This window comes from Bacillus sp. PK3-067, assembly GCF_056738645.1.
The window spans coordinates 1,219,405-1,241,120 of record NZ_CP096490.1 but is presented as its reverse complement, the minus strand read 5'-3'; the positions used below and the strand labels follow the sequence as shown (position 1 = coordinate 1,241,120).

Annotated in this window: 21 protein-coding genes, 1 tRNA gene and 2 pseudogenes; 7 read left to right on the top strand and 17 right to left on the bottom strand. The window is 35.2% G+C overall.

Annotated elements, in window-relative coordinates:
* Positions 1-2 precede the first annotated feature (2 nt).
* From potB to inhA1, 4 genes are all read right to left on the bottom strand, one after another.
* Complete coding sequence (gene potB, locus M1D73_RS06440; RefSeq protein ID WP_000715500.1) at positions 3-851, bottom strand: spermidine/putrescine ABC transporter permease PotB; 849 nt, start codon at positions 849-851, stop codon at positions 3-5.
* A complete protein-coding gene (gene potA / locus M1D73_RS06435; protein ID WP_000720333.1) occupies positions 848-1,831 on the bottom strand; it encodes a spermidine/putrescine ABC transporter ATP-binding protein PotA in 984 nt (327 codons plus the stop codon). Before potA ends, potB begins: the two co-directional genes overlap by 4 nt.
* Positions 1,832-2,070: 239 nt before the next feature.
* Positions 2,071-3,438 carry an aldehyde dehydrogenase gene (locus M1D73_RS06430; RefSeq protein WP_000028375.1) on the bottom strand — a complete coding sequence of 456 codons (1,368 nt, stop codon included), beginning with the start codon at positions 3,436-3,438 and terminating at the stop codon, positions 2,071-2,073.
* A gap of 170 nt (positions 3,439-3,608) precedes the next feature.
* A complete protein-coding gene (gene inhA1, locus M1D73_RS06425) occupies positions 3,609-5,999 on the bottom strand; it encodes a M6 family metalloprotease immune inhibitor InhA1 (protein WP_001035936.1) in 2,391 nt (796 codons plus the stop codon).
* A gap of 342 nt (positions 6,000-6,341) precedes the next feature.
* On the opposite strand from inhA1, the gene M1D73_RS06420 reads away from it, so the two are divergent.
* Both M1D73_RS06420 and M1D73_RS06415 read left to right on the top strand, forming a co-directional pair.
* Positions 6,342-6,476 (top strand): anti-repressor SinI family protein, encoded by a 135-nt coding sequence (locus M1D73_RS06420; RefSeq protein ID WP_000276219.1) that lies wholly within the window; start codon positions 6,342-6,344, stop codon positions 6,474-6,476.
* Between the two features lie 79 nt (positions 6,477-6,555).
* Complete coding sequence (locus M1D73_RS06415; protein ID WP_000578885.1) at positions 6,556-6,879, top strand: helix-turn-helix domain-containing protein; 324 nt, start codon at positions 6,556-6,558, stop codon at positions 6,877-6,879.
* 72 nt (positions 6,880-6,951) lie between these two features.
* On the opposite strand, the gene calY is transcribed toward M1D73_RS06415, so the two are convergent.
* From calY to M1D73_RS06385, 6 genes are all read right to left on the bottom strand, one after another.
* Positions 6,952-7,545: a biofilm matrix protein CalY gene (gene calY, locus M1D73_RS06410; protein WP_000053713.1), complete on the bottom strand. Its 594-nt coding sequence runs from the start codon at positions 7,543-7,545 to the stop codon at positions 6,952-6,954.
* A gap of 385 nt (positions 7,546-7,930) precedes the next feature.
* A complete protein-coding gene (locus tag M1D73_RS06405) occupies positions 7,931-8,719 on the bottom strand; it encodes a DUF4047 domain-containing protein (protein ID WP_121868145.1) in 789 nt (262 codons plus the stop codon).
* Between the two features lie 134 nt (positions 8,720-8,853).
* Entirely contained in the window at positions 8,854-9,441 is a 588-nt protein-coding gene (locus M1D73_RS06400) for a CalY family protein (protein WP_000172852.1), read from the bottom strand.
* Between the two features lie 60 nt (positions 9,442-9,501).
* A complete protein-coding gene (sipW, locus tag M1D73_RS06395; RefSeq protein ID WP_000767792.1) occupies positions 9,502-10,071 on the bottom strand; it encodes a signal peptidase I SipW in 570 nt (189 codons plus the stop codon).
* Between the two features lie 190 nt (positions 10,072-10,261).
* Positions 10,262-11,548, bottom strand: a complete 1,287-nt coding sequence (locus M1D73_RS06390) for a D-alanyl-D-alanine carboxypeptidase family protein (protein ID WP_000247031.1) — start codon at positions 11,546-11,548, stop codon at positions 10,262-10,264.
* A 151-nt stretch (positions 11,549-11,699) separates the two neighbouring features.
* A complete protein-coding gene (locus M1D73_RS06385) occupies positions 11,700-11,927 on the bottom strand; it encodes a hypothetical protein (RefSeq protein WP_000251856.1) in 228 nt (75 codons plus the stop codon).
* Between the two features lie 521 nt (positions 11,928-12,448).
* Between M1D73_RS06385 and M1D73_RS06380 the strand changes: the two genes are divergently transcribed.
* The 4 genes from M1D73_RS06380 to M1D73_RS06365 all read left to right on the top strand — a co-directional run bounded on the left by M1D73_RS06380 (position 12,449) and on the right by M1D73_RS06365 (position 15,010).
* A complete protein-coding gene (locus tag M1D73_RS06380; protein WP_000858661.1) occupies positions 12,449-13,204 on the top strand; it encodes a class I SAM-dependent methyltransferase in 756 nt (251 codons plus the stop codon).
* 167 nt (positions 13,205-13,371) lie between these two features.
* A complete protein-coding gene (locus M1D73_RS06375) occupies positions 13,372-13,593 on the top strand; it encodes a hypothetical protein (protein WP_000090221.1) in 222 nt (73 codons plus the stop codon).
* Positions 13,594-14,200: 607 nt separating this feature from the next.
* Entirely contained in the window at positions 14,201-14,665 is a 465-nt protein-coding gene (locus tag M1D73_RS06370; protein ID WP_000643273.1) for a hypothetical protein, read from the top strand.
* Positions 14,666-14,937: 272 nt separating this feature from the next.
* Positions 14,938-15,010 (top strand) — tRNA-Val (locus tag M1D73_RS06365).
* Between the two features lie 64 nt (positions 15,011-15,074).
* Here the strand turns inward: M1D73_RS06365 and M1D73_RS06360 are convergent.
* From M1D73_RS06360 to M1D73_RS06330, 7 genes and pseudogenes are all read right to left on the bottom strand, one after another.
* Entirely contained in the window at positions 15,075-15,671 is a 597-nt protein-coding gene (locus M1D73_RS06360; RefSeq protein ID WP_121868128.1) for a DUF4878 domain-containing protein, read from the bottom strand.
* A gap of 158 nt (positions 15,672-15,829) precedes the next feature.
* A pseudogene (locus M1D73_RS06355) lies at positions 15,830-16,374 on the bottom strand (hypothetical protein).
* Positions 16,375-16,455: 81 nt separating this feature from the next.
* Positions 16,456-16,704 (bottom strand): annotated as a pseudogene (locus M1D73_RS06350) (hypothetical protein).
* Between the two features lie 16 nt (positions 16,705-16,720).
* Positions 16,721-17,083, bottom strand: coding sequence for a hypothetical protein (locus M1D73_RS06345; protein ID WP_100654924.1), 363 nt, complete (start codon positions 17,081-17,083; stop codon positions 16,721-16,723).
* A gap of 133 nt (positions 17,084-17,216) precedes the next feature.
* Positions 17,217-17,399, bottom strand: coding sequence for a DUF3976 domain-containing protein (locus M1D73_RS06340; protein WP_001178303.1), 183 nt, complete (start codon positions 17,397-17,399; stop codon positions 17,217-17,219).
* 28 nt (positions 17,400-17,427) lie between these two features.
* Entirely contained in the window at positions 17,428-17,805 is a 378-nt protein-coding gene (locus M1D73_RS06335; RefSeq protein WP_100654925.1) for a permease, read from the bottom strand.
* 2 nt (positions 17,806-17,807) lie between these two features.
* Positions 17,808-18,017, bottom strand: a complete 210-nt coding sequence (locus tag M1D73_RS06330) for a helix-turn-helix transcriptional regulator (protein WP_000428509.1) — start codon at positions 18,015-18,017, stop codon at positions 17,808-17,810.
* Positions 18,018-18,839: 822 nt separating this feature from the next.
* Here M1D73_RS06330 and odhA point away from each other — a divergent pair.
* Entirely contained in the window at positions 18,840-21,707 is a 2,868-nt protein-coding gene (gene odhA / locus M1D73_RS06325; protein WP_121868127.1) for a 2-oxoglutarate dehydrogenase E1 component, read from the top strand.
* Positions 21,708-21,716 lie beyond the last annotated feature (9 nt).

Sequence of the window (21,716 nt, the reverse complement as noted above, 5' to 3'; positions counted from 1 at the left end):
GCCTATTCCCCTCCGTTCTCATTATATTTATATACTTTCGTTGCACGATAATATAAGTAAATTAACAGAACAGAGAATAGAACAACGATAATCGATAACGCAGATCCAAACGGCCAGTCACGTGCACCTAAGAATTGATTTTGAATAACGTTTCCGATTAATGCTACTTTCGATCCGCCCATCACGTCTGATACAACAAACATTCCGATAGAAGAAACGAATACTAAAATAGAACCAGTCGCAATTCCTGACATCGTCATCGGCACTGTTATATTCCAAAATGCCTTTATTGGTGTTGCTCCTAAATCATAAGCCGCTTCTAGCTTACGCTTATCCAGCTGCTCAATTGCTGCATACACTGGTAAAATCATAAATGGTAATAAAGAATAGACCATTCCGAGTATTACAGAAGGAGTATTATATAATAAATTTAACGGTTCACTAATAATGCCAAGCTTTAATAACAACGTATTCACAAGACCTTGTGAACGTAAAATAACAATCCATGCGTATGAACGAACAAGAAAGTTAATCCAAAACGGGATCGTTGCCAATAATAAAAGAATAGAGCGGTATTTGCGGTCAACAATTGTAATTGTATACGCAAACGGATAACCAATTAATAAACATATTACTGTTGTAATAACTGCGATTTTAACAGTTTCCCATAACGTTCCTAAGTACAATGGATCAAATACACGGGATATATTCTCCAGCGTAAATTGCATTTCTACTGTCCCGTAAGCTCCGCGCTGCATGAAGGCGAATCCTAATACGAATACGAGCGGGATTAGGAAGAAAATTAGCAGCCACGCGACTGTAGGTAGTGCGAGTAATTTCCCTTTTTTCAATTTAAGGTCACCTCGTCCTCTTGCTCCCAGCCTACATATACATTATCTCCAATGCTCCACTGCGCTGCCTCTTCAGCAGTTTGATATGCCATTAGTAATTCTGATGTTTTCTCATCACGTACATAAAGCTTCTCCATATTTCCGACAAACTCAATATCTTCAATATGTCCAAGATGGTATTCTTTTAAAATTGGTTCTTCAACCGAACGTACTTTTACATTTTCAGGGCGAATTGCTACATAGCCTTCCCCGTTCTTCACAATATTATTTTCACCGATGAATGTCGCAACGAACAATGTTTTCGGCTTATTATAAATTTCTTTCGGCGTTCCGATTTGTTCGATATGTCCTTTATTCATAACGACAATACGATCGCTCATGCTCATTGCTTCTTCTTGATCGTGCGTTACGTATATGAACGTAATTCCTAAATTACGTTGTAAGTTTTTCAATTCACGTTGCAAGTCTTTTCGTAACTTAAAGTCAAGCGCTCCAAGTGGCTCATCTAATAGTAATACACGCGGATTATTTACAATCGCTCTTGCAATTGCAACACGCTGCTGTTGTCCACCAGAAAGCTTCGCAGGTTTACGATTACGGAACTCAAGTAACTGCGTTAAACGCATTGCCTCTTCAGCACGCTCTTTCTGCTCTGCTGCTGATACTTTCTGCATTTTCATACCAAAACAAATATTCTTCTCTACTGTCATATGTGGGAATAGTGCGTAATGTTGGAACACTAGGTTCATATGACGCTTATATGGCGGCAAATCGTTAATTCTTTCATCATCTAATAAAAGATTCCCTTTAGTTGGAGTTTCAAATCCTGCGATCATACGAAGTAAAGTCGTTTTCCCGCAGCCACTCGGCCCTAAAATTGTTAAAAACTCTCCCTCTTTAATATCTAAAGAAAGAGGTGGGATAATCACTTGATTTCCAAAATGTTTTTCAACTGCTTCAACTTTAATAATCTTTTTCATTTTCCCGTCCTATCTACCTTAAATTTTAAATTTTTATATTCATGAATAAATATTTATGTTCTATAGACTATTTTTTGTTTCGATCCAAACAAAAATGGTTATTTAACAAGCGTTCGTTTCTATTCTTTATGTAGTATGTTTGATTCATTTTCGCATGATACATAACGTCGAACAGAAAAACCCCTTCCATTGCGAAGGGGCTATTATCATACGGCTACGCCTACTGATAAACACCATCATCATTTTAACAACTTTCGTATGAATTTTAAAGCACTTTTTGTAGAAGAGTAACGAATTTTCATGTCGAATGCTGTAGATTGGGCTAAAATGCTTTTATAATGTGAAAAAGTCCGAAAACTTTCTTTCCCATGATAACCCCCTAATCCACTACTTCCAACACCCCCAAAAGGTAAATATGGCGTGGCAAGATGATAGACAACATCATTAATACAGCCTCCACCATATGAAATATTACTCGTCACTTTCTTTTGTACTTCTTTATCTTCAGAAAATACATATAACGCTAACGGCTTCGGATGTTGCTGGATTGTGCCAATTACATCTTCTATGTTGTCGTACTCTATGATTGGTAAAATCGGACCAAAAATTTCGTCTTCCATAACAGTATCTTTCCATGTAATATCCGCTAGTACTGTCGGTTCAATATGTAATGTATCTTTCTTATAGTTTCCACCAATTACGACTTGACCATCTTGTAAAAATCCACATAATCTTTCAAAATGACGCTCACTTACAATACGCACATAATTTTCATTTTGCAAAGGTTCTTTACTATACTGCTCTATAATTTCATGTCGCAGTGCCTCAATTAGCTTTTCTTTCACGGAAGAATGCACATACATATAATCAGGCGCTACACACGTCTGCCCTGCATTTAAAAACTTACCCCAAACAATTCTTCTTGCTGTCATCTCTATCTTTGCATCTTTATGTACAATACAAGGACTTTTCCCGCCAAGTTCTAAAGTGAGCGGCGTCAACTGTTTCGCTGCTGCTTCCATTACAACTTTTCCAACGCCAACACTACCAGTAAAGAAAATATAATCAAATGGTTCCCTCAGCAAAGATGTACTCTCTTCAACGCCACCTTCTACTACCGCTACAAGCTCTTCTGGGAATAATTCATCTAACATTCTCTTAAGCACTTTTGAAACGCTTGGTGTTAACTCTGACGGCTTTAAAACGATTGTATTTCCAGCTGCCAGTGCTCCTACAAGTGGTGCAATTGCTAATTGAAAAGGATAGTTCCACGGTGCAATAATAAGTGTCACACCATACGGTTCTGGCACTACTTTTCCTTTTGATCCAAAATGAGTAAGTGCTGTTCGAACTCGTTTCGGTTTACTCCACGATGACATATGTTTCAATTGAAAGGAAATTTCTTTTAATACATATCCAACTTCCGTTGTAAACGACTCGTGAACTGACTTATTTAAATCTAATTTCAATGCCTGAAATATTTCTTCTTCAAAATGCTGAATGCCTTCATAAAGCTTCTTCAAATTATTCTTTCGCATTTCGATGCTTCTCGTATGCCCTTTTAAAAAATATTCCTTTTGCCTACTTACAATAGAGGAAATACTCATTCACTCACCTTCTCCCACTATTTTTATCCAATTCTTTCATTATTTATATAGACTTCATATATAACAAATTTCTATTCTTAAGGTTACATTATATATGACTTTTTCAGCTATATAAAATTCATTGCTCACAAAAAACTACCGAAAGAAAATCTCTCGGTAGTTTTACAGTATTAACGATATAAACGAACAGCACCTGCAGAATTATCATCAGCTTGTCCTACTACTTCAAACTTCAGACCAAGCTTCGGTAAAATACGTCCTGCATCTGGAATCTGTTGATTAATATACGTTTTAGAATCATCAAACTTCGGTACACCTGCTAAACCATCATACGTATACGTTCCACGCGTTGGAGATACAACTTTCCAAGCTGGCGTTTTATCGAATGAGAACGCCGCATCTGCGATTTGGAATCGCGTACTACTTTCCACTGTCGGTTTACCATTTAAAGTTCCTACAATTGCTTCTGGATGAGAATCAACTACACCTAGGAAACCGTGTCCTGGATGTACACCTACCCAGTTATCTGTGTAAGCTGAATCTGCATACCATACAACCATACCAGCGTTATATACTGGACCACGTGCAAATTTTAACGCGTTATCTGAACCAGCATAGTTTCTCCACTCAACATAGTAGTTATGGCTTTTCTTCTCTGTTCCGTTAGAAACAGCAAAACCATCTAATTTGAATTGTGGCGTACCTTCTGCGTCATCAGAGAATACTACTTTATCATCTACTGTTAATGAAGCATTATCAAGTAAGAAACCATTTAATGCTAAACCACCATCAGTAATGTAATCAAATGTTAATTTTACTTTCTTACCTTTGAACTGGCTTAAATCATATGATTTATCAATCCATTTTCCATTTGTCGAATCTGCATTTCCACTATTTGCTTTCTCACCAAGTCTTTCAATTAACGTTTGTTGACCATCTTCCGTTACAGCGTGTACTTCAAGGAAATCATACTCTGCTTCAATTTCATATAATGATTTGAAGTCAAATTTTGCAGTCGTTGCATTTGTTAAATCGAACAGTGGTGTTTCCATCTTCGTATGAAGATCATCACCTTTTGTGCTGTAGTAATACTGTTTTCCGAATGCCGGCTCAATTGTTTTTATATCTTTGTCTGGTAAGTTAACACGAATCATACCTGGACGGTTAGATTTCGTAACACTTTGGTCTAAATATGTTGCTAGGCCGATACCTTTATTTAATTTCTCGTAATCTACTTCTACGATATTTGCCCAGTTACCACCGATTGTTTTTTGGAAAAACTCTTTATTTTGTGGTGATAAGCTCGTTGGTGTTGTACCTGCAATTTTACCAGCCCAGCTTCCGCCACTCATGATAGACCAAGCTTGAATTGGCTCACCAGCACCGCTATATTGTGTATCATACTCATCTGGTAAACCTAAATCATGACCATATTCATGCGCGAATACACCAACTGCTCCATCTTCTGGTTCAATTGTGTAGTCGAACGCTGCCATCTTTCCACCCCAATATGGAACTTTCGCTTGTGTACCTTCAATTGCGAATGGTTTTGGTCCAACTGTCCAGCGATGTGACCAAATTGCATCATCACCTAATTTACCACCACCTGCTTCTTGTCCAACACCTGCATGAATAATCATTAAGTGATCAATTAAACCATCCGGTTGATTTTTATTTCCATCACCATTTACATCATATTGATCAAATTGATCAAACTCTGATAGATCAAGACCGCTATCTACAGCTGCTTTTAATGCATCTTTTACTAAATCACGTGGGCCTTTTGGTCCTTTATTATCATGACCGCCGCTAGCAGCATCTGCACCGTAATCAGCAGCTTTACCAGGAACTGTTAACCATTTTGTAACTGTTCCGTCCACTGTGTAACTACCACCAGATTGCTCTTCGTAATATTGTTTAAACGTTTCAATTTTACTTCCATCATCTAATGTAAACGGCTCGTTGCCGAATAACATTTTTTCATAATGTTCTTTATTAAAATCGTTAGAATACATATATCCAGGCTCTTTGTCGATATTATTATGTTTAAAGTCAGCGTACTCTACAAGTAAAACGAGTACTTTATCTTTACGTACATCACCGTTATAGTCTTTTTGTTTCGCTGGAGAAGTTGGTACTTTACCATTTAGACCGCCTTTAACTGGGCCTGTCGCTGCAGGTGTTCCTGTTGCAGGGTTATCTAATTTTTCTTTCGTGTCTGCTTTCGCATCTTTCACTTTCTTTAAAAAATCAGATGCTTCTTTCGTAAGTTGATCCCCATTTGGTACTTCTTTCCCAGGATTTTCACCCTTTTTGTTCTCTACATACTTTTCGACAGCTTTCTTTGTTTCTTTCTCTGAAGCTGACGAATCAATTACCCCACGTTTTTTTAGCGCATCTGCTAAACGTTCTTCCGGAATTAAGTGATCATCAACTGGGCTCGTAGCTGTTTTATTCGCAGGCGTTTCAGCATATGCAGATTGAGTACCAGCTCCGAATGAAAGGCCTAATACAGCTGTTAAAGCGATTGATGACAAAACTTTGAACGGTTTCTTGTTCATCCCTTATTTCCTCCCCTAATAAATAATATGTATTACAAATTGAATTTTATTAAAAATTCAATATTTTTTCAATATTTAGTCATATTATGTAATATTTTTAATATATTTGTAAAAATTTCATAGTTAGCATACGAATATATCACAATTCAACAATGTTTTCTGAAAATATTGAAAGTTTTTATCGAACAATTTATAATTTCCATAGAGGGAGTTTAATGGGGATTTTATCTTTGTTTCATCTACACAATATTTGATAATTCACTATATAAAACACAAAATCCGATTGCATTATCATATATTCTGTAGCAGCAATTATGACCGATAATTAGGGAGGAATTACATTTGTACAAAGATAAGACAGACGCACTGGATCAAGAATGGATTGATTTAATACTTGAAGCTCTAGATGCTGGTATCGCCATGCAAGACATCGAGCAATTTTTCCAACGTATGAAGCCATCCAGTCAGGCTCAATAGGTTTGTTCTTTTTAACGAAGTTTATGTTATAATAATGACATCATAAGACAACTACATATTGATAGAAAGGTGCGCAAATATGATTGGAGAACGTATAAAACGCCTTCGTTTACAAAAAGGGATTTCATTAACTGAACTTGCCGAAAAAGCTGGCGTTGCTAAATCTTACATTAGTTCTATAGAACGAAATTTACAAAAAAACCCTTCCATTCAGTTTCTTGAAAAGATCGCAGCAGTTCTACAAATTCCAGTTGATACTTTACTTCATGATGAAACAACAAAGGAAACTAACCTAGACTCCGAATGGACACAACTCGTTAAAGATGCAATGAACTCTGGTGTCTCCAAAGAACAATTTCGTGAATTTCTTGAATTTACAAAGTGGAAGCAAAATCAAAAATAATAATAGAAAGAAGTGCTTACAACCAGCACTTCTTTTTCTTTATAAAAAAAAGCGGGAATACCCGCTTTTTTATTATTTTTCTTCCCCAGCTTCTTGGTTGGCATTGAATGTCCATTCTAAATTCAATGTATCACCTTGGAAGATATTTTGGTCTTTTCCATCATCTACGAATTCAAATTGTACCCATAGATAATCCTCTGTACCAGCTGCTAATCCACCCTTTTCTCCCCACTCAGGAGCAAAGATATCTTTAGCTAAAAGATCTGGATCAACTTTTTGTAAGTCTGCTAAAGTTGTTTCATATACAGGCTCACTTTGTTTATCCCAGTTCCAAAGGAATTTTACTTTAACGTGCTTACCAAAGTCTTCACCAGCATTATCACCTTTTGCATCTTTAACAGTATACTTTGTTGCTAATTTAACGTCTTTAATAGTTAACGAACCGCTGTTTTGTAATAAGAACTCTTTCTTAACAGAATCCCCTGGTTTTAAATCTTTAATATCTACAAGCGTCTTAGGGTTTAATGTAAGGTCTAACGTCCCAGCTGCAAATGTATTGTTTGATACTTCTTTATCGCTAAAGAATGCAAATGTTCCTCCACCAATTAAAGCTAACCCCAATGCTGCTGATGCAACTCCCATACCTAATTTCTTTTTCAGACTCACAATCAATTCCCCCTAGCTTTTTTTTATATTTTTATCACTTATTTTTCAATAAGAGATGTAAAGAAAACTATATTAGCTTAGCTAATATGCGTTCTTTTTTAAAAACCTTATGTTCATTATAACGAACAACCCTATATAAACACAACACATATTTATTAATATTTTCAGTTATTTTTATTTCTCAATATTTTTTAGACTTTTCAGAAAAATATCGATAATTTATAACTTTTTTCACACTCAAATCACTTAATACTATAAGAAAAAAGAAAAACAAAGAGGTGAGGGCTAACGTTCCCTCACACTCGTATAAATATTACTAGTCTTGCTTATTCGTTCACTCTCTCTTACACCACATTCTTGTTTTCTGGCTGTTTCACTAAAGCAGTTACTCCGCTTTCTTCTGCTCTTCTAGCTTTTTCTGTTCTTCCACTTTCTTTTGCTCTTCTACTTTTTTCTGTTCTTCTACTTTCTTCTGTTCTTCTACTTCCTTCTGTTCTTCGGCTTTCTTTTGTTCTTCGGCTTTCTTCTGTTCTTCTACTTTCTTTTGTTCTTCGGCTTTCTTTTGTTCTTCTACTTTCTTCTGTTCCTCTGCTTTCTTTTGTTCTTCTACTTTCTTTTGTCCTTCCGCTTCAATTGCAACGTTTAATTGTTGCTGAAGAGCCTGAATTTGCTCATCAATAGCTTTCAAGCTAATTTCTTTCTCAATATAGTCACGCTTCTCTTTGATACTGCGAAAGCCTTCATTTACATATATGGACACTTGCTGCATCGACTCATCTTTATTTACCTTTAATTCTTCTTGTATTTGATTGTAAGGAGCTTCTATTTCAGTATATACATTTTGCAGAGCTTCCTTCTCAGCAACAATTTTCTCACGCCCTTGTTGCCATACAGAAATCGCCTGTTTTATTTCTTCAATAGAAGTTGCTTTCGATTTCCCCTTCATCGTTCCATACTCACGCTCAATAAACTGTTTATGTTTCTCAGATTGCTCTTTTAACGTATTAACTGTTTTCGGAAATATAATTGCTGTAGAAAGCGTCGCTTCTACTTTCGTTTCATGAATGAACGCCGCTTCTGTATGCGTCATAATTTGAGATCCTAAATAAAACGTAATAGAACACATACACGGCAATATAAGCATCTTTTTAAAATTAAGCGGTCTTTTCAGCATCTTAATCTCTCCCATCGAACATTACGTTCTTTATACAGAACATTATCTATATTATAGTAAAGAACTATTAAAATTGATAGACAAATACTAGAAAAATAGAAAAAGGGCTATCCATGTGATAGCCCTTTTTATTATTATCTTTCTTCACCTGCTGTTTGTTGTGCATCAAACGTCCAATTTAATTGTAACTTATCGCCTTGGAATTGATTTTGATCTTTTCCATTATCAACGAACTCAAATTTCACTTTGAATTTATCAGATTTACCTGCTGAAATACCTTTTTCATCCCAGAACCAAGCCGATAAATCATTATCTACAGCTGTAAGTGTGTCACCTTTTAATTTATCTAAAGTAGTTTGTTTCACAATTGTCTCATGCTTATCTACATTTTTTAAGAATGTTACTTTAATATGTTTACCAAAATCATCTTTATTATCTTTCTTTACATCTTCTACATTATAATCTGTTTTCAGTAGAACCTTTTTAATATCTAAAGAACCTTTATTTTCTAGTTTAAATTCTTTTTCAATTGTATCCCCAGGTTTTAAATTCGATACGTTAACAACTGTTGATGGATTTAATGCTAAATCCAGTGTTCCAGCCGCAAATGTATTGTTTGACACTTCTTTATCACTGAAAAATGCAAATGTTCCTCCACCAACTAAAGCTGCTCCTAATACTGCTGATGTAATACCCATTCCTAATTTTTTCTTTAAAGTCATGTCCATATCCCCTTAATATATATTTGTTAACTTCCTAAACGGAAAGTATAACCAAACGAACTAGACGGATTGTTCTACTTTTTTATCTTTCTTTTCTCCGTCAATGCTACGAATAGCACCAAAAATAGAAATAGCGGAATAACCAAGCAAAAAGACTCCTGGAATAATAAGAAGCAATGCTGCTCCCGCTTTTGAATTCGCATAATTCAGTAAATAACCAACATACGGAACTGTAATATCTGCATACTTTCCAACTACATTTTCTGCAAGTACTGGCTCTAAATCTGGTCCGTTGTTGTTATCCCCTTTTGTTTCATACATTACTTTTCCATTTGTATCTTTCACACCGATAATACGGTGAGTGATAATTTTTTGATCTTTCTCTTTAAAGGTAATAACATCACCTTTTTGATATTTAGAACCATCTTTGTTTGGTTCTATTGCAATGATTGATCCTGTTAAAAACGTCGGCTCCATTGATCCTGAAAGAACGCTCTTAAATTGATATCCCATCACTGTCGGATCACCACCGCTTGCTTTTGAAGAAATAACTACAAAAGCTAAAAAAACCATCAATGCAAATAAAACAAATGAGATCGCGTTGCTAATTATCTTCCATATTAATTTCATCGTCTCTCTCCCTCTCCGTTGTTTTATATTATTTGAAGTATGCAATATCCACTTTGTTCTTTAACAAGAACACAAGTAAATGATATAACGAACTTTAAGTTATTGCAATAAGAAAATTTACAATTATTAGTTATTTAAAATATAGAAAAAAGACTGTGCCAAAATTTTACACAGTCTTTTTATTAGTAATTTATTTACCTTCTGATTTCATTCCTTTTGTATTTCGGCGCAACACTACATATAAAATTGCTCCAAATAATATAATCGCACCTATCCCAACACTTATTACTTTCACATTTGAGTCTTTTACTTCAGGCATAGTTGTATCTTTTTTAGGCATCGTAAAAGTGACATCTTCTGTTGAAAGAACATTTACCGTCGCAATTGTTTGATTATTTTTCGTAATATCAACTGCACCAACTACCTCACCACGATGTATTCCTTTATGATATAAAGATTCTTTATCTAATGAAGCCGCCCGGAAAATAGTTTTCACATTTTTCCCTTCATCTTTCTTAAGCATAAGCTCCGCACTTTGTTCCAACTCAGAATTAACATCTTTATTTAAATATGTTGTTTTTTGATGCCAATTATGTTTATCAAGCACCATTTGCTTCGTAAATTGACCGAAAGAATATTCCGCCATCTGCTTCAAATCTTCATAAATTTCAGGTCTTTGAGAAGCCATTACTACGCTTATAATACGATTTCCATCTTTCTCATTTAATAAAACAAGTGTATTACGTGCTTCATTCGTAAACCCTGTCTTACCGCCAATGCTATATGGATTTTCAAAAAAATTAGATTTATTAAAAATAGACACCGTCTGCCTAGACGTCGTAACTGTCGTTCTTTTCGTATTCATTGCTTGTAAAATTTCAGGATACTTTTGCACACCCTTCGTAATCATAGCCATATCATACGGCGTCGTATAATGGTTCGGATCATGCAATCCATTCGGTGTTACAAAGTGGCTATCTTTCGCTCCTAATTGCTTCGCTTTCTCATTCATCATATTAGCGAAATTCTCAACACTCCCGCCAATCCGCTCCGCAATCGCATACGACACATCATTCGCACTCAGCACCATTAAAATCATAAGCGCAGTATTTCTATTAATTGTCTCTCCAGGTTGAAACTCAATTTGATAATTACTCTTCTCTTGATCTAATGCTAATTGTGAAAATGTAAATTGATCCTCTGGCTTTGTATGCTCCATGAGTAAAATCGCTGTTAACACCTTCGTCGTACTAGCAGGATATGCTCGGTGATATGCGTTTTTATCATACAAAACATCTCCTGTTTTCGCATCAATTGTCGTTGCAAACTGACTAAAAACATTCGGTCCTTCCGCAGGTGGTGGTGCAACTTGTTCTGGATTTACTCCAATATTCGTCTCAGCACGCAATGTTATGGGCGTCAAAAAAAACGAACAAATAACTGTAATAAAAACCAAAATTTTCTTAAAATTTACCATATGACTCTCCCTTTTCCATTTACTCCTTAACAAAATAATAAATCTACCAATCATATGTAATTTGTATTATATTGGAAGAAATTTCACTATTTTTTACTATATCATACTTTTACGATAAAGAACATAAATATACAATAAAAATAAGAAGGAATTACTCTTTCTTATCCTTCTCATCAATCAACGAATCTATTAACTTTTGACTAGCTTCCTCGGGCGTAATCTCATCTGTTATTCCCATAAACGACCAACCTTTAGAATCAACCCACTCAACAAACTCTTGTAAAAATTCATCATGTGTAACATCCACATCAAGAATCGATCCATTAATCGAAATCGTTCTATTTTTAGACACGCGCATCTTGAACGTTTTTCTTACCATTACAACTTTTCTCCCTCTACTTCTGAATATTTATAAAGTGAAACTTTCATCAACCCTCACGAATCGGACTTTTACGGGCATTCCGACCCGAACCTAACTTCTTTACTTTTGCTGAATTTCGAGGTAAGGGATCTTACTGCCCGCAAATAGCGAGATAAAATAATCATGTATCTCTGTTATACATGATTTTCAGTAAATTGTAAAAAGGATATATTGGCCAATTTAAATAGCAAAAATAAAAATCTCTTACCTACGTAAACGTAATACGACATACAATCGCTCATAAATTATTAAATAAATCCATAAAAATATACACTTTAAAACATAATTGAGTAAGCCATTCTAGTCTTTTGGAAGATATTATCTAAAATAGTATACTAAACGGATAAAGGATATTTGAATAAAGAAACTGAGGCCCTCTATTTAGCTGGATTCTTAAGTTGTAGACTTAAAGACTGATGCCTGAATTCATATTTAATTTCTATTTCTGTACATCATATCGTAAGAAAGAAGGTAGTACTGTGAAAACAACAGAAAATTTTACTGACAGGGCCGATATATATGCAAAATATCGCCCTAGTTATCCTAATGAATATATTGATTACTTGCTTTCAGCTAACCAACTGAAAGGGAATCGGATTGTGGCTGATATTGGTTCAGGTACGGGGATATTTAGCCACCAGCTGCTTGAAAGTGGTTTACATGTTATTGGAGTTGAGCCAAATGATGATATGAGAAAGATGGCTGAGCAATCATTAAAACTATATTCTCGTTTTCAATCCATAAAAGCAACTGCTGAAAATACCACTTTAAAAGAAAATAGTGTAGATTTAGTAACTGTTGCCCAAGCATTTCATTGGTTTGATAAAGAGGCTTTCAAAATCGAATGCCAACGAATTTTAAAACAAAAAGCAAATGTTGCACTTGTTTGGAATAGTAGAGATTTAACTAGTCCACTTATTAAAGAGAATGCAGAAATTTGCCAGAAAACCTGTCCAAACTTTAAAGGCTTTAGCGGTGGAATAGATGAAACTCCAGAAGTATTTAACAACTTTTTTAAAGATGGAAAGTATGATTTTAAAGAATATCAAAATGATTTACTTTTTGATTATGAAGGGTTTTTGGGAAGGAATTTATCAGCATCTTATGCTCCGAAAGAAAATGACGAACAGTATAAAAACTTTATTTTTCTCCTATCAGAGCTATTCGAAAAATACAGTAAAGATGGAAAAATTATTCTCCCGAATTTAACACGAAGCTATCTAGGCAATGTATAAACAGCCTGATACAAAGAGACATTGAACGGAATTAAAACAAGCTTAACCCCTCCCTGAATGTAGAACGAGGTTAGGCTTGTTTTGCATTTTACCACATCAAATTCAAATGACTTTCGTACAATAAAGTAGAATATATTAGAAAACACCTTAAACTGAGGAGGAACTCAATGGCGCGTTGTACGTATTGTAAAACGAAGTGGAAAGTAAAAGATGTATGGTCAATACTCGTGACATTTGAAAAAGATTGTCCGTATTGTTTTGGGAGGCAATATCTATCAAAGAAAACAGTGAACGCTATGCCAGAACTTATAAGCTTACCTTTACACTTCTTGTTCCCTTTTCTTGTTGATTTGAGTGATGAAGGTCCTTTGGATTGGTATCGGAAATAATATAACCTCTACATCCAAAGACTACTTTCTACTAAATTCGCTTCTCATCATTATCCCTTCATACATTACTCTCATAATCGCTTATACTTTCCCTTTTAAAGATCCCATAGCTCAACAGGAAGAGCGTCCCCTGAACAAATTTTATCAATTATGACTAAAAAAACAGTGATATATGTATACTGTTAAACATAAAAAATTAGCATTAGGTTCCAATTAAATATTAATTGAAACCCAACACTACTTGTATTCTGTAATTCAGAATACAAGTAGTGTTTTTTATTATGCATTTTTGCATACAGTATTGTTTTCTCTTGTAAATAGATAATAATGGTATATAATAAAACCAACGTTTTACCAATAAAAGGTAATAAAGAGTAGTGGGATAAGCAAATAACCAAAACGTATTAACAGATTTGTTCTATGTAAATCATGATACATATATGAAATCAAAACTATGAAATTTTATGTAGAGGTTAGATTACTACAAGATGAAAGATTCATAGCGAATACACTCGAGGAAAAAAGTGTTCGATTAGATTAATGTTATAAAACTACTTAATGTGATATCTATCGAACGAATTGAGAATATACTTAGGGGGAATTTCAAGTGAAGGCATTTAGTAAAGTATTATTAACAGGAGCTTTAGCTTTAGGGGGTTTAACGGTTATGAACATTGAAACACCAAAAGCACATGCTGACGAATGGGATGGTTGTCATTACATTTGTGGTCCTGGTGAAACGGTGAACGGTGTTACAGTTCAGGTACACTCTACACAAGTTACTTTTGGTAATAGCGTAATTGCAAGAATTACAAATGACCGAGCTGAAGAAATTCATTACAATGTCAGCCTTGAAAAGAAATATGGCGATAGATGGGGAGAATTTGAAACCAACTTCCGTTGGCAAAATCAATGGGTCCCAGCTGGAAGCAATGATGAAATTGCAACTTTCACAGGATATGGCGATGATATTTATGAGGATGGAACATATCGTTATAAAGTCGAAATAAAAGGCGCTGACGGTTCTATTGATACAATTTACACAGCAGGAATGACAGTTACAGGACGATAGCTTATGAACAAGCTCCATTATTTATACTTGTATTTTTGATGATATCATTGATAATTGCGGTGATATTATTATTATTGAAATAAGCTCTTCGGGGCTTATTTTTTATATACAAATTAGAATGATAATATTCAGAAAATTACATCTTTACACTACTAAAGTTTGTTGCTATTATAGGAATACATCAAATGTTACAATACTCAACAAATTGTACAAATCCTCCGATTACACGAATGAAATGAAAATACATTGCTGATGGTAACATTTATAGTTGGGATCCCGTAGCTCAGCAGGGAGAGCGCCACCTTGACAGGGTGGAGGTCGTGAGTTCGAGCCTCTCCGGGGTCATATAAAAAAGAGACACCATATCAACCTTCTACGTGATATAGTGTCTCTTTTTTATCTAATTCAATTACTTCCCACCAAACATCTTCTCCAAAGATTTCGCATTTGCAAACAATACTTCTTTCAAGTTATCGTCAGCAACGATTTTATAGTCGCCATCTTTGTCTTTCTTTAAGTTCAATGTAACTTCGCGAGTTGCCATTGCTGCATCTTTATCTGCTAAGTTTTTGATGATGGTTGAGGTCATTGTTTTTTCGATTGCTTTTTCAGATTGTTCTTTGTCTTCACTAAATGCGCTAGCGAAGGCCATTGGCATAACTTCTCCCACTGCTTTTGTTACAGCAACGGATAGATCAGCAGATGTAATTTTCACTTTCACTTCTGCTTTGTCATCCTTTTTCGATACTTCTTCTAGCTTTTCAAATTTAAAGTTCTTTGTAATTGCACTTAGCATTGCTTTTGCCTCAGCATCATCTGTTTTTTCATTTAGCTTATTAAATTCCTTGTCACTCTCAACAAATGTACGAGCCTTTTCTACATCACCTTTTTGTATCGCTGTTAAAAATTCTTCTGTAGTATCTTTCGGATTTGCACACCCTGCTAAAACACCTGCTGTTAATCCTACTACCATCATTAATAGCAATAATCTCTTTATCTTTTGCACGCTCATTCTCCTCTTATCTTTTCTAGTAAGTCAGCATCATACAATATTATGAAACTGACATTACAAACATTTTTTAGTATAGCATTTATATGATTCGTTTTCTATTAATTCCCAAAAGATAAAGGGCCTTGCAGCATTCCTACAAGGTCCCTCTTCTATCAATCTGTATCCGTAGCACAAATGAACCACATTTTCTGTTCCCTACTATCTAACACCATCCAAGTAACATCCCACGCAACATCGTAAAACCAATCTGTCCAAGGGCGATAGCTTTCGAACACTTTAATATCTTCGTATCGATCTTGGAACATATATTGACATACATTGACTGCTAATTGTTTTGCGATAACTGGTCGTTCCTTAAACCCTTCATATGCTCCGCCCCACAAAATTTGCGCAGCAATGCTACCATCAAGCATAACTGCCAGCTGCTCTTTAAAACGAAACTTATATTTGTCTGATGTATGTATTTTTAACTCTTCTAAGTTATTGATTATATCTAAAGAGTTGAAAATTCTTCTAAAGAAGTGCTCATGTCCATCTTTCGAATGTGGTATTTCTTTAAAAAATTTTCGTTATGCACTTTAAAACAGCTTATTATTGCTCCACCAATTAAGTTTTGTTCCTTAAACGTGTTTATAAGTTGCTCAACAGATGAGTTATTCGTGTCTATTTTTTCAAACGTTCCCTCTTTCCATCTCATAACGCCCACTACTCTCTATTAAAAATTTGTTTCTTCATTATAAATAGCAAAATAAAAACCAGCAACTTTAAGGTTGCTGGCTTAGCTCTTATTCATATTCGAAAAAACAATAACAACTGCTCCAAACAAATAATGCCCTACTACCATCCACATACTCCAATCAAAAATCATAAGCAATAACCAAAGTGATATATTCATAGCAGCAAATAATAAATATAAAATCTCTCTTTTGTATCGCTCCTCTATTCATCAAAATGTAAACAGCACCGATAGGAGGAAAAAGACAAATATTTTTCTTAACACCCACGGATACGAAATTACTGTCTGCATATGAATCCCCTTTTCATCACAATACTTGCTTCAACATCGGCCTCACTACCCTATATTCATCACTATAAGCTTCCTTTATGATTAAAGGCGGGTAATCACTTTTTTCTTCCTCAATCATTGTAAATACTTCTGTTTTCTCTTGTAATGTATTAGATTCTCTATTTTTAGTAGGTTTTCTACTTGTTTTAATTTCCTTTGTTACTTCGCCAAGTTTTTGCCCAACTTCTTCTATTTTGGCAGATTCATTCGTAACATAGTATTCTTGTTCGTCCCATACTAACATAGGTGGCACTTGTTCTCGTTTGTTACATATTATATAAGTAGTACTAGCTACAAGTAGTAGACAAGTTAATAAATAGAAGATAGTTTTTTTATTCATATACTACACTCCTTATCTATCATTTCATTGGATTATATAATATAAGTTATTTATAGTAAATGGATTTAGTGGTAATTTTTAGGTTGAACAATAAAGAAAAAACCTTACCGAAGTAAGGTTTCGTTTTTACATTCTATAGTGACCGACTTATTAAAACAATCATTACAATAATCGCTATAAACATAACAACTAAACAGCCGATCATTTTATAAAATCCTCGTTTCGTTAACGTCCCGCCTTGAACGTCTTTACGAATAAATAAGAATACTGCTAAAAATAATACAAGCCCAATGCCAAAAGCATACATCATTTGCATATGTTAATCTTCCTTTCTCTCTTCCATCTTAATATCTTTTTGCCAAAACAACAAATGAGATAAAGACGGTACTCATCGTAAGTGCCATAAGTATATTCAATAATTCAGTAGCAGATAGTGTAAGTATTTTTAAGTTTAAGCCGATAGAGAAAAGAAGATAATATGCCGTTAATGCAAAAAAGGTTACAAACATTCCTTTATAACGAATAAGTTTCATTCGCTCGTCTTTTTCTTTAAATTGCGGGTGTAAGTAACTAAGGCAGAAACACATAACCATCATTGCAAGTAACGTATAAGTAGGACTTGGCGGTGCAGAATGCGTCATTATACCTGTTAATATCATAAATCCACTCATAAATAGAAAAATAATCCCCATAATTACAAAGTACTTTTGTGAATAATTCATCCCTATTCCACCTCTTCTTTTCCTTCATAAATAAATACATGTTCTATCGTTGTTTGAAATGTTTTTGCTATTTCAAAGGCTAGCGGAAGTGATGGATCGTATTTCCCTTTTTCAATTGAAATGATGGTTTGTCTGGAAACTCCAAGTTTCTCAGCCAACTTTTCTTGAGATAGTCCAAATTTTTTTCGGTATTCGACCATTTTATTTTCCAAGGAAATTTCTCCCTCCTTCCATATATCGAGTATATATGTAAGGTAAACTTTACGTCAAGGTTCCTTTACATTTATTCCAATCATTTTTCACTCTATTTATATAGAAGAAACTTGTTCGATTTGAGCACGTCTATTTTGTAATAAAACATGGAACACTGTATGTAATCGTTACTATATTTCCTCCTCACCTTTTTTAAAATTTAATATCTTCATATTTGTTTTATCCTTTTAAAATATTTCATTCTCTTCTTTATTAGATGAAATGTGTTATTGGTTTTACGGTGTTTTTCGTCATATTTATAGAAACTAACTGTTTATGGAGCATTTTTTATGTTTAGCAACTTTTTTTGTAGAAATCCTTCACTTTCCTTTCAATATTTAACACTATCTAAATAAAGTTTACGATAAATTCATAATTTTTTATTTTTTATACTATATTCCGTTATATTGTTGTATAATATCTATGAAAGCGCTTATTATTTCAATATACATAATTCAAACTAATTTTATCGAAACATTCTAACTATTATACCTATATTTAAATGCAACAATTATAGCTATTAGTATAGGCATACCAAATATATCCACCCCATTTTTCTGTAAAATTACTTTATAACATGAAAGATTAACTTGGGTGATAAGTTATTGTGAATGTTTTTTTACAAAACAGATAAGTAATAGTGTTTGGTATTATGTAAATTATTGTAATAACATAAGAGTAAAGAAAACATTTACATTGATTATTGATTCATTACTTATTGAAAAAGAGCAAAATGCACCTTTGTATGGAAAAGGATTATATGCATTGGGAGGTTTAAACAAATGACGAGGAAGAATACAACGACAAACCCTTGGGCCAAGTTCCACGGTCCGAACCTTGGTTATGTTATTGAACAGTATGATCTTTACGTAACTGGAGCAGGTTCTGTTGATCCGGAATTACAAGAGCTTTTTGAAATTTTTGGAGCTCCTTCGTTTCAAGATGATGTCGTAACAGGGGACAACACAGCAACACATTTTTCTCCTCAAAACACAGGTAACATTGAAAAAATTCTTAAAGTCGTTCAACTTGTTGAGCAGATTCGTTCTTTCGGGCACACGTTGGCTCACATCAACCCGATGGAAGATGCTGCAAATGGACAATCTCTTCTTGAGAAAGCATTGAACGAACTGAGCGATGCTGACTTGAAAGCGATTCCAGCGAAAACAGTATGGCCAGATGCACCAGAAGGTATTCACACTGCACTTGATGTAATTCATAGATTAAAAGACGTTTATACAAAATCTTTAGCTTATGAATTTTCTCATATACAAGATAGTGAAGAACGCGCGTGGTTGCATCAAATGGTGGAATCAAATTCATTGCGTCAACCACTATCAAATAAAAAACGAACTGCTCTTTTAAAACGTTTAACAGCTGTTGAAGGTTTCGAGCAATTCTTGCATAAAACATTCGTTGGGCAAAAACGTTTCTCTATCGAGGGCGTTGATATGCTTGTACCTGTTTTAGATGAAATTGTTCTAGAAGGTGCTAAAAACGGCGTTGAGGATGTCATGATTGGTATGGCTCACCGCGGTCGCCTAAGCGTACTTGCTCACGTATTAGAAAAACCATATAGCCACATGTTTGCTGAGTTCAAACATGCAAAAATAGAAGGCGCAGTGGCTAATTCTGGCTGGACTGGCGATGTGAAATACCACCTAGGTAGAGAACAAGTCGTTAGTAACGAAGAAGTTAGCACTCGCGTGACATTAGCAAATAACCCGAGTCATCTTGAGTTCGTGAATCCTGTAGTAGAAGGTTTCGCACGTGCTGCTCAAGAGAATCGTAAAAAATCTGGTCTTCCAGATCAAGATACTTCAAAATCATTCGTAATTTTAGTTCATGGTGATGCTGCATTCCCTGGTCAAGGTATTGTATCTGAGACACTCAACTTAAGCAGATTGGACGCGTATCAAACAGGCGGAACGATTCATGTTATCGCAAACAATGCAGTTGGTTTTACGACTGATAGCTATGATTCTCGTTCTACGAAATATTCTAGTGACCTTGCAAAAGGTTTCGATATTCCGATTGTTCACGTGAACGCTGATGATCCGGAAGCTTGTCTTGCAGCTGCTAACCTTGCGATTCAATATCGCATGTTGTTCAAAAAAGATTTCTTAATCGATTTAATTGGTTACCGCCGCTACGGTCATAACGAAATGGATGATCCAGCAGTTACGCAACCACAAGTGTACAAAAAAATTAAAAACCATCCAACTGTAAGGGCAATTTATGCAGATCAATTACAAGCTGCTGGTGTTCTAAATGCAGATGAGGTTGAAACAATTACACAGTTTACACAAGAGCAATTAAAATCCGACTATGCACAAGTACCACCAGCTGATACGAGCGACGCAACAATTCACGTTAAAGTACCAGATGTTGTTGCAAAAGGTATTCAACCAATTGATACTGGTGTTGAGATTGACTCACTTCGTGCAATTAATGAAGGTCTACTATCTTGGCCAGAAGGATTTAACGTATATCCGAAAGTGAAGAAAATTCTTGAGCGCCGTAAAGATGCTCTTGAAGAGAACGGTAAAATTGAATGGGCACTTGCTGAATCGTTAGCATTCGCTTCTATTTTACAAGAAGGTACGCCAATTCGTTTAACTGGTCAAGATTCACAGCGTGGTACATTCGCACACCGTCATATCGTATTACACGATACTGATACAAATGAAACATATTCACCGTTACATCGCTTACCAAACATTAATGCATCGTTCTCTGTTCATAACAGTCCGTTATCAGAGGCTGCTGTTGTTGGTTACGAATATGGTTATAACGTATTCGCTCCAGAAACTCTTGTTATGTGGGAAGCGCAATATGGTGACTTCTCAAATACTGCGCAAGCATTATTTGATCAATATGTTTCAGCTGGAAGAGCAAAATGGGGTCAAAAATCTGGCTTAGTTCTTCTATTACCACACGGTTATGAAGGTCAAGGACCAGAGCACTCTAGTGCACGTCCAGAGCGTTTCTTACAGTTAGCTGCTGAGAATAACTGGACAGTTGCAAACTTAACGAGCGCGGCTCAATACTTCCATATCCTGCGTCGTCAAGCATCTATCTTAGGAACAGAAGCTGTTCGACCATTAGTATTGATGACGCCGAAGAGTTTATTACGTCACCCACTTACGCTTTCAACTGCTAGTCAGTTAAGCGAAGGACGTTTCCAACCTGCTTTAGAACAAGAAAACCTTGGCATGAAACCAAATAAAGTAAAACGTCTTGTTTTAAGCACAGGTAAAATGGCGATTGACTTAGCAGCAGAAATCGAGTCGGGTAAACATGAGTACAACTTAGACGAAGTTCATGTCGTTCGTATTGAGCAATTGTACCCATTCCCTGCTGAGAAAGTTCAATCTATTATTAAACGCTTTAAAAACTTAGAAGAAATCATTTGGGTTCAAGAAGAACCTCGTAATATGGGCGCATGGCATTACATGGCTCCAATTCTGTTCGAACTTGCTGGAGATAAAGTGAAAACAGGCTACATTGGACGTCCTGATCGCTCTAGTCCATCTGGCGGCGATCCATTCGCTCACAAAGCTGAGCAAGAGCTAATTGTTGCACATGCTTTAGATGTGAAGTATAACTTCCGTCAAGATAAACAAGAAATTGAAGTTTACAGCAACTAAAAAGTAACA

Excerpts from the sequence above, each read along its gene's own strand:
- potA (WP_000720333.1), bottom strand. The coding sequence starts at position 1,831 with ATGAAAAAGATTATTAAAGTTGAAGCAGTTGAAAAACATTTTGGAAAT.
- M1D73_RS06430 (WP_000028375.1), bottom strand. The coding sequence starts at position 3,438 with ATGAGTATTTCCTCTATTGTAAGTAGGCAAAAGGAATATTTTTTAAAA.
- inhA1 (WP_001035936.1), bottom strand. The coding sequence starts at position 5,999 with ATGAACAAGAAACCGTTCAAAGTTTTGTCATCAATCGCTTTAACAGCT.
- M1D73_RS06415 (WP_000578885.1), top strand. The coding sequence starts at position 6,556 with ATGATTGGAGAACGTATAAAACGCCTTCGTTTACAAAAAGGGATTTCA.
- M1D73_RS06405 (WP_121868145.1), bottom strand. The coding sequence starts at position 8,719 with ATGCTGAAAAGACCGCTTAATTTTAAAAAGATGCTTATATTGCCGTGT.
- M1D73_RS06400 (WP_000172852.1), bottom strand. The coding sequence starts at position 9,441 with ATGACTTTAAAGAAAAAATTAGGAATGGGTATTACATCAGCAGTATTA.
- sipW (WP_000767792.1), bottom strand. The coding sequence starts at position 10,071 with ATGAAATTAATATGGAAGATAATTAGCAACGCGATCTCATTTGTTTTA.
- M1D73_RS06390 (WP_000247031.1), bottom strand. The coding sequence starts at position 11,548 with ATGGTAAATTTTAAGAAAATTTTGGTTTTTATTACAGTTATTTGTTCG.
- M1D73_RS06385 (WP_000251856.1), bottom strand. The coding sequence starts at position 11,927 with ATGGTAAGAAAAACGTTCAAGATGCGCGTGTCTAAAAATAGAACGATT.
- M1D73_RS06375 (WP_000090221.1), top strand. The coding sequence starts at position 13,372 with ATGGCGCGTTGTACGTATTGTAAAACGAAGTGGAAAGTAAAAGATGTA.
- M1D73_RS06345 (WP_100654924.1), bottom strand. The coding sequence starts at position 17,083 with ATGAATAAAAAAACTATCTTCTATTTATTAACTTGTCTACTACTTGTA.
- M1D73_RS06340 (WP_001178303.1), bottom strand. The coding sequence starts at position 17,399 with ATGCAAATGATGTATGCTTTTGGCATTGGGCTTGTATTATTTTTAGCA.
- M1D73_RS06335 (WP_100654925.1), bottom strand. The coding sequence starts at position 17,805 with ATGAATTATTCACAAAAGTACTTTGTAATTATGGGGATTATTTTTCTA.
- odhA (WP_121868127.1), top strand. The coding sequence starts at position 18,840 with ATGACGAGGAAGAATACAACGACAAACCCTTGGGCCAAGTTCCACGGT.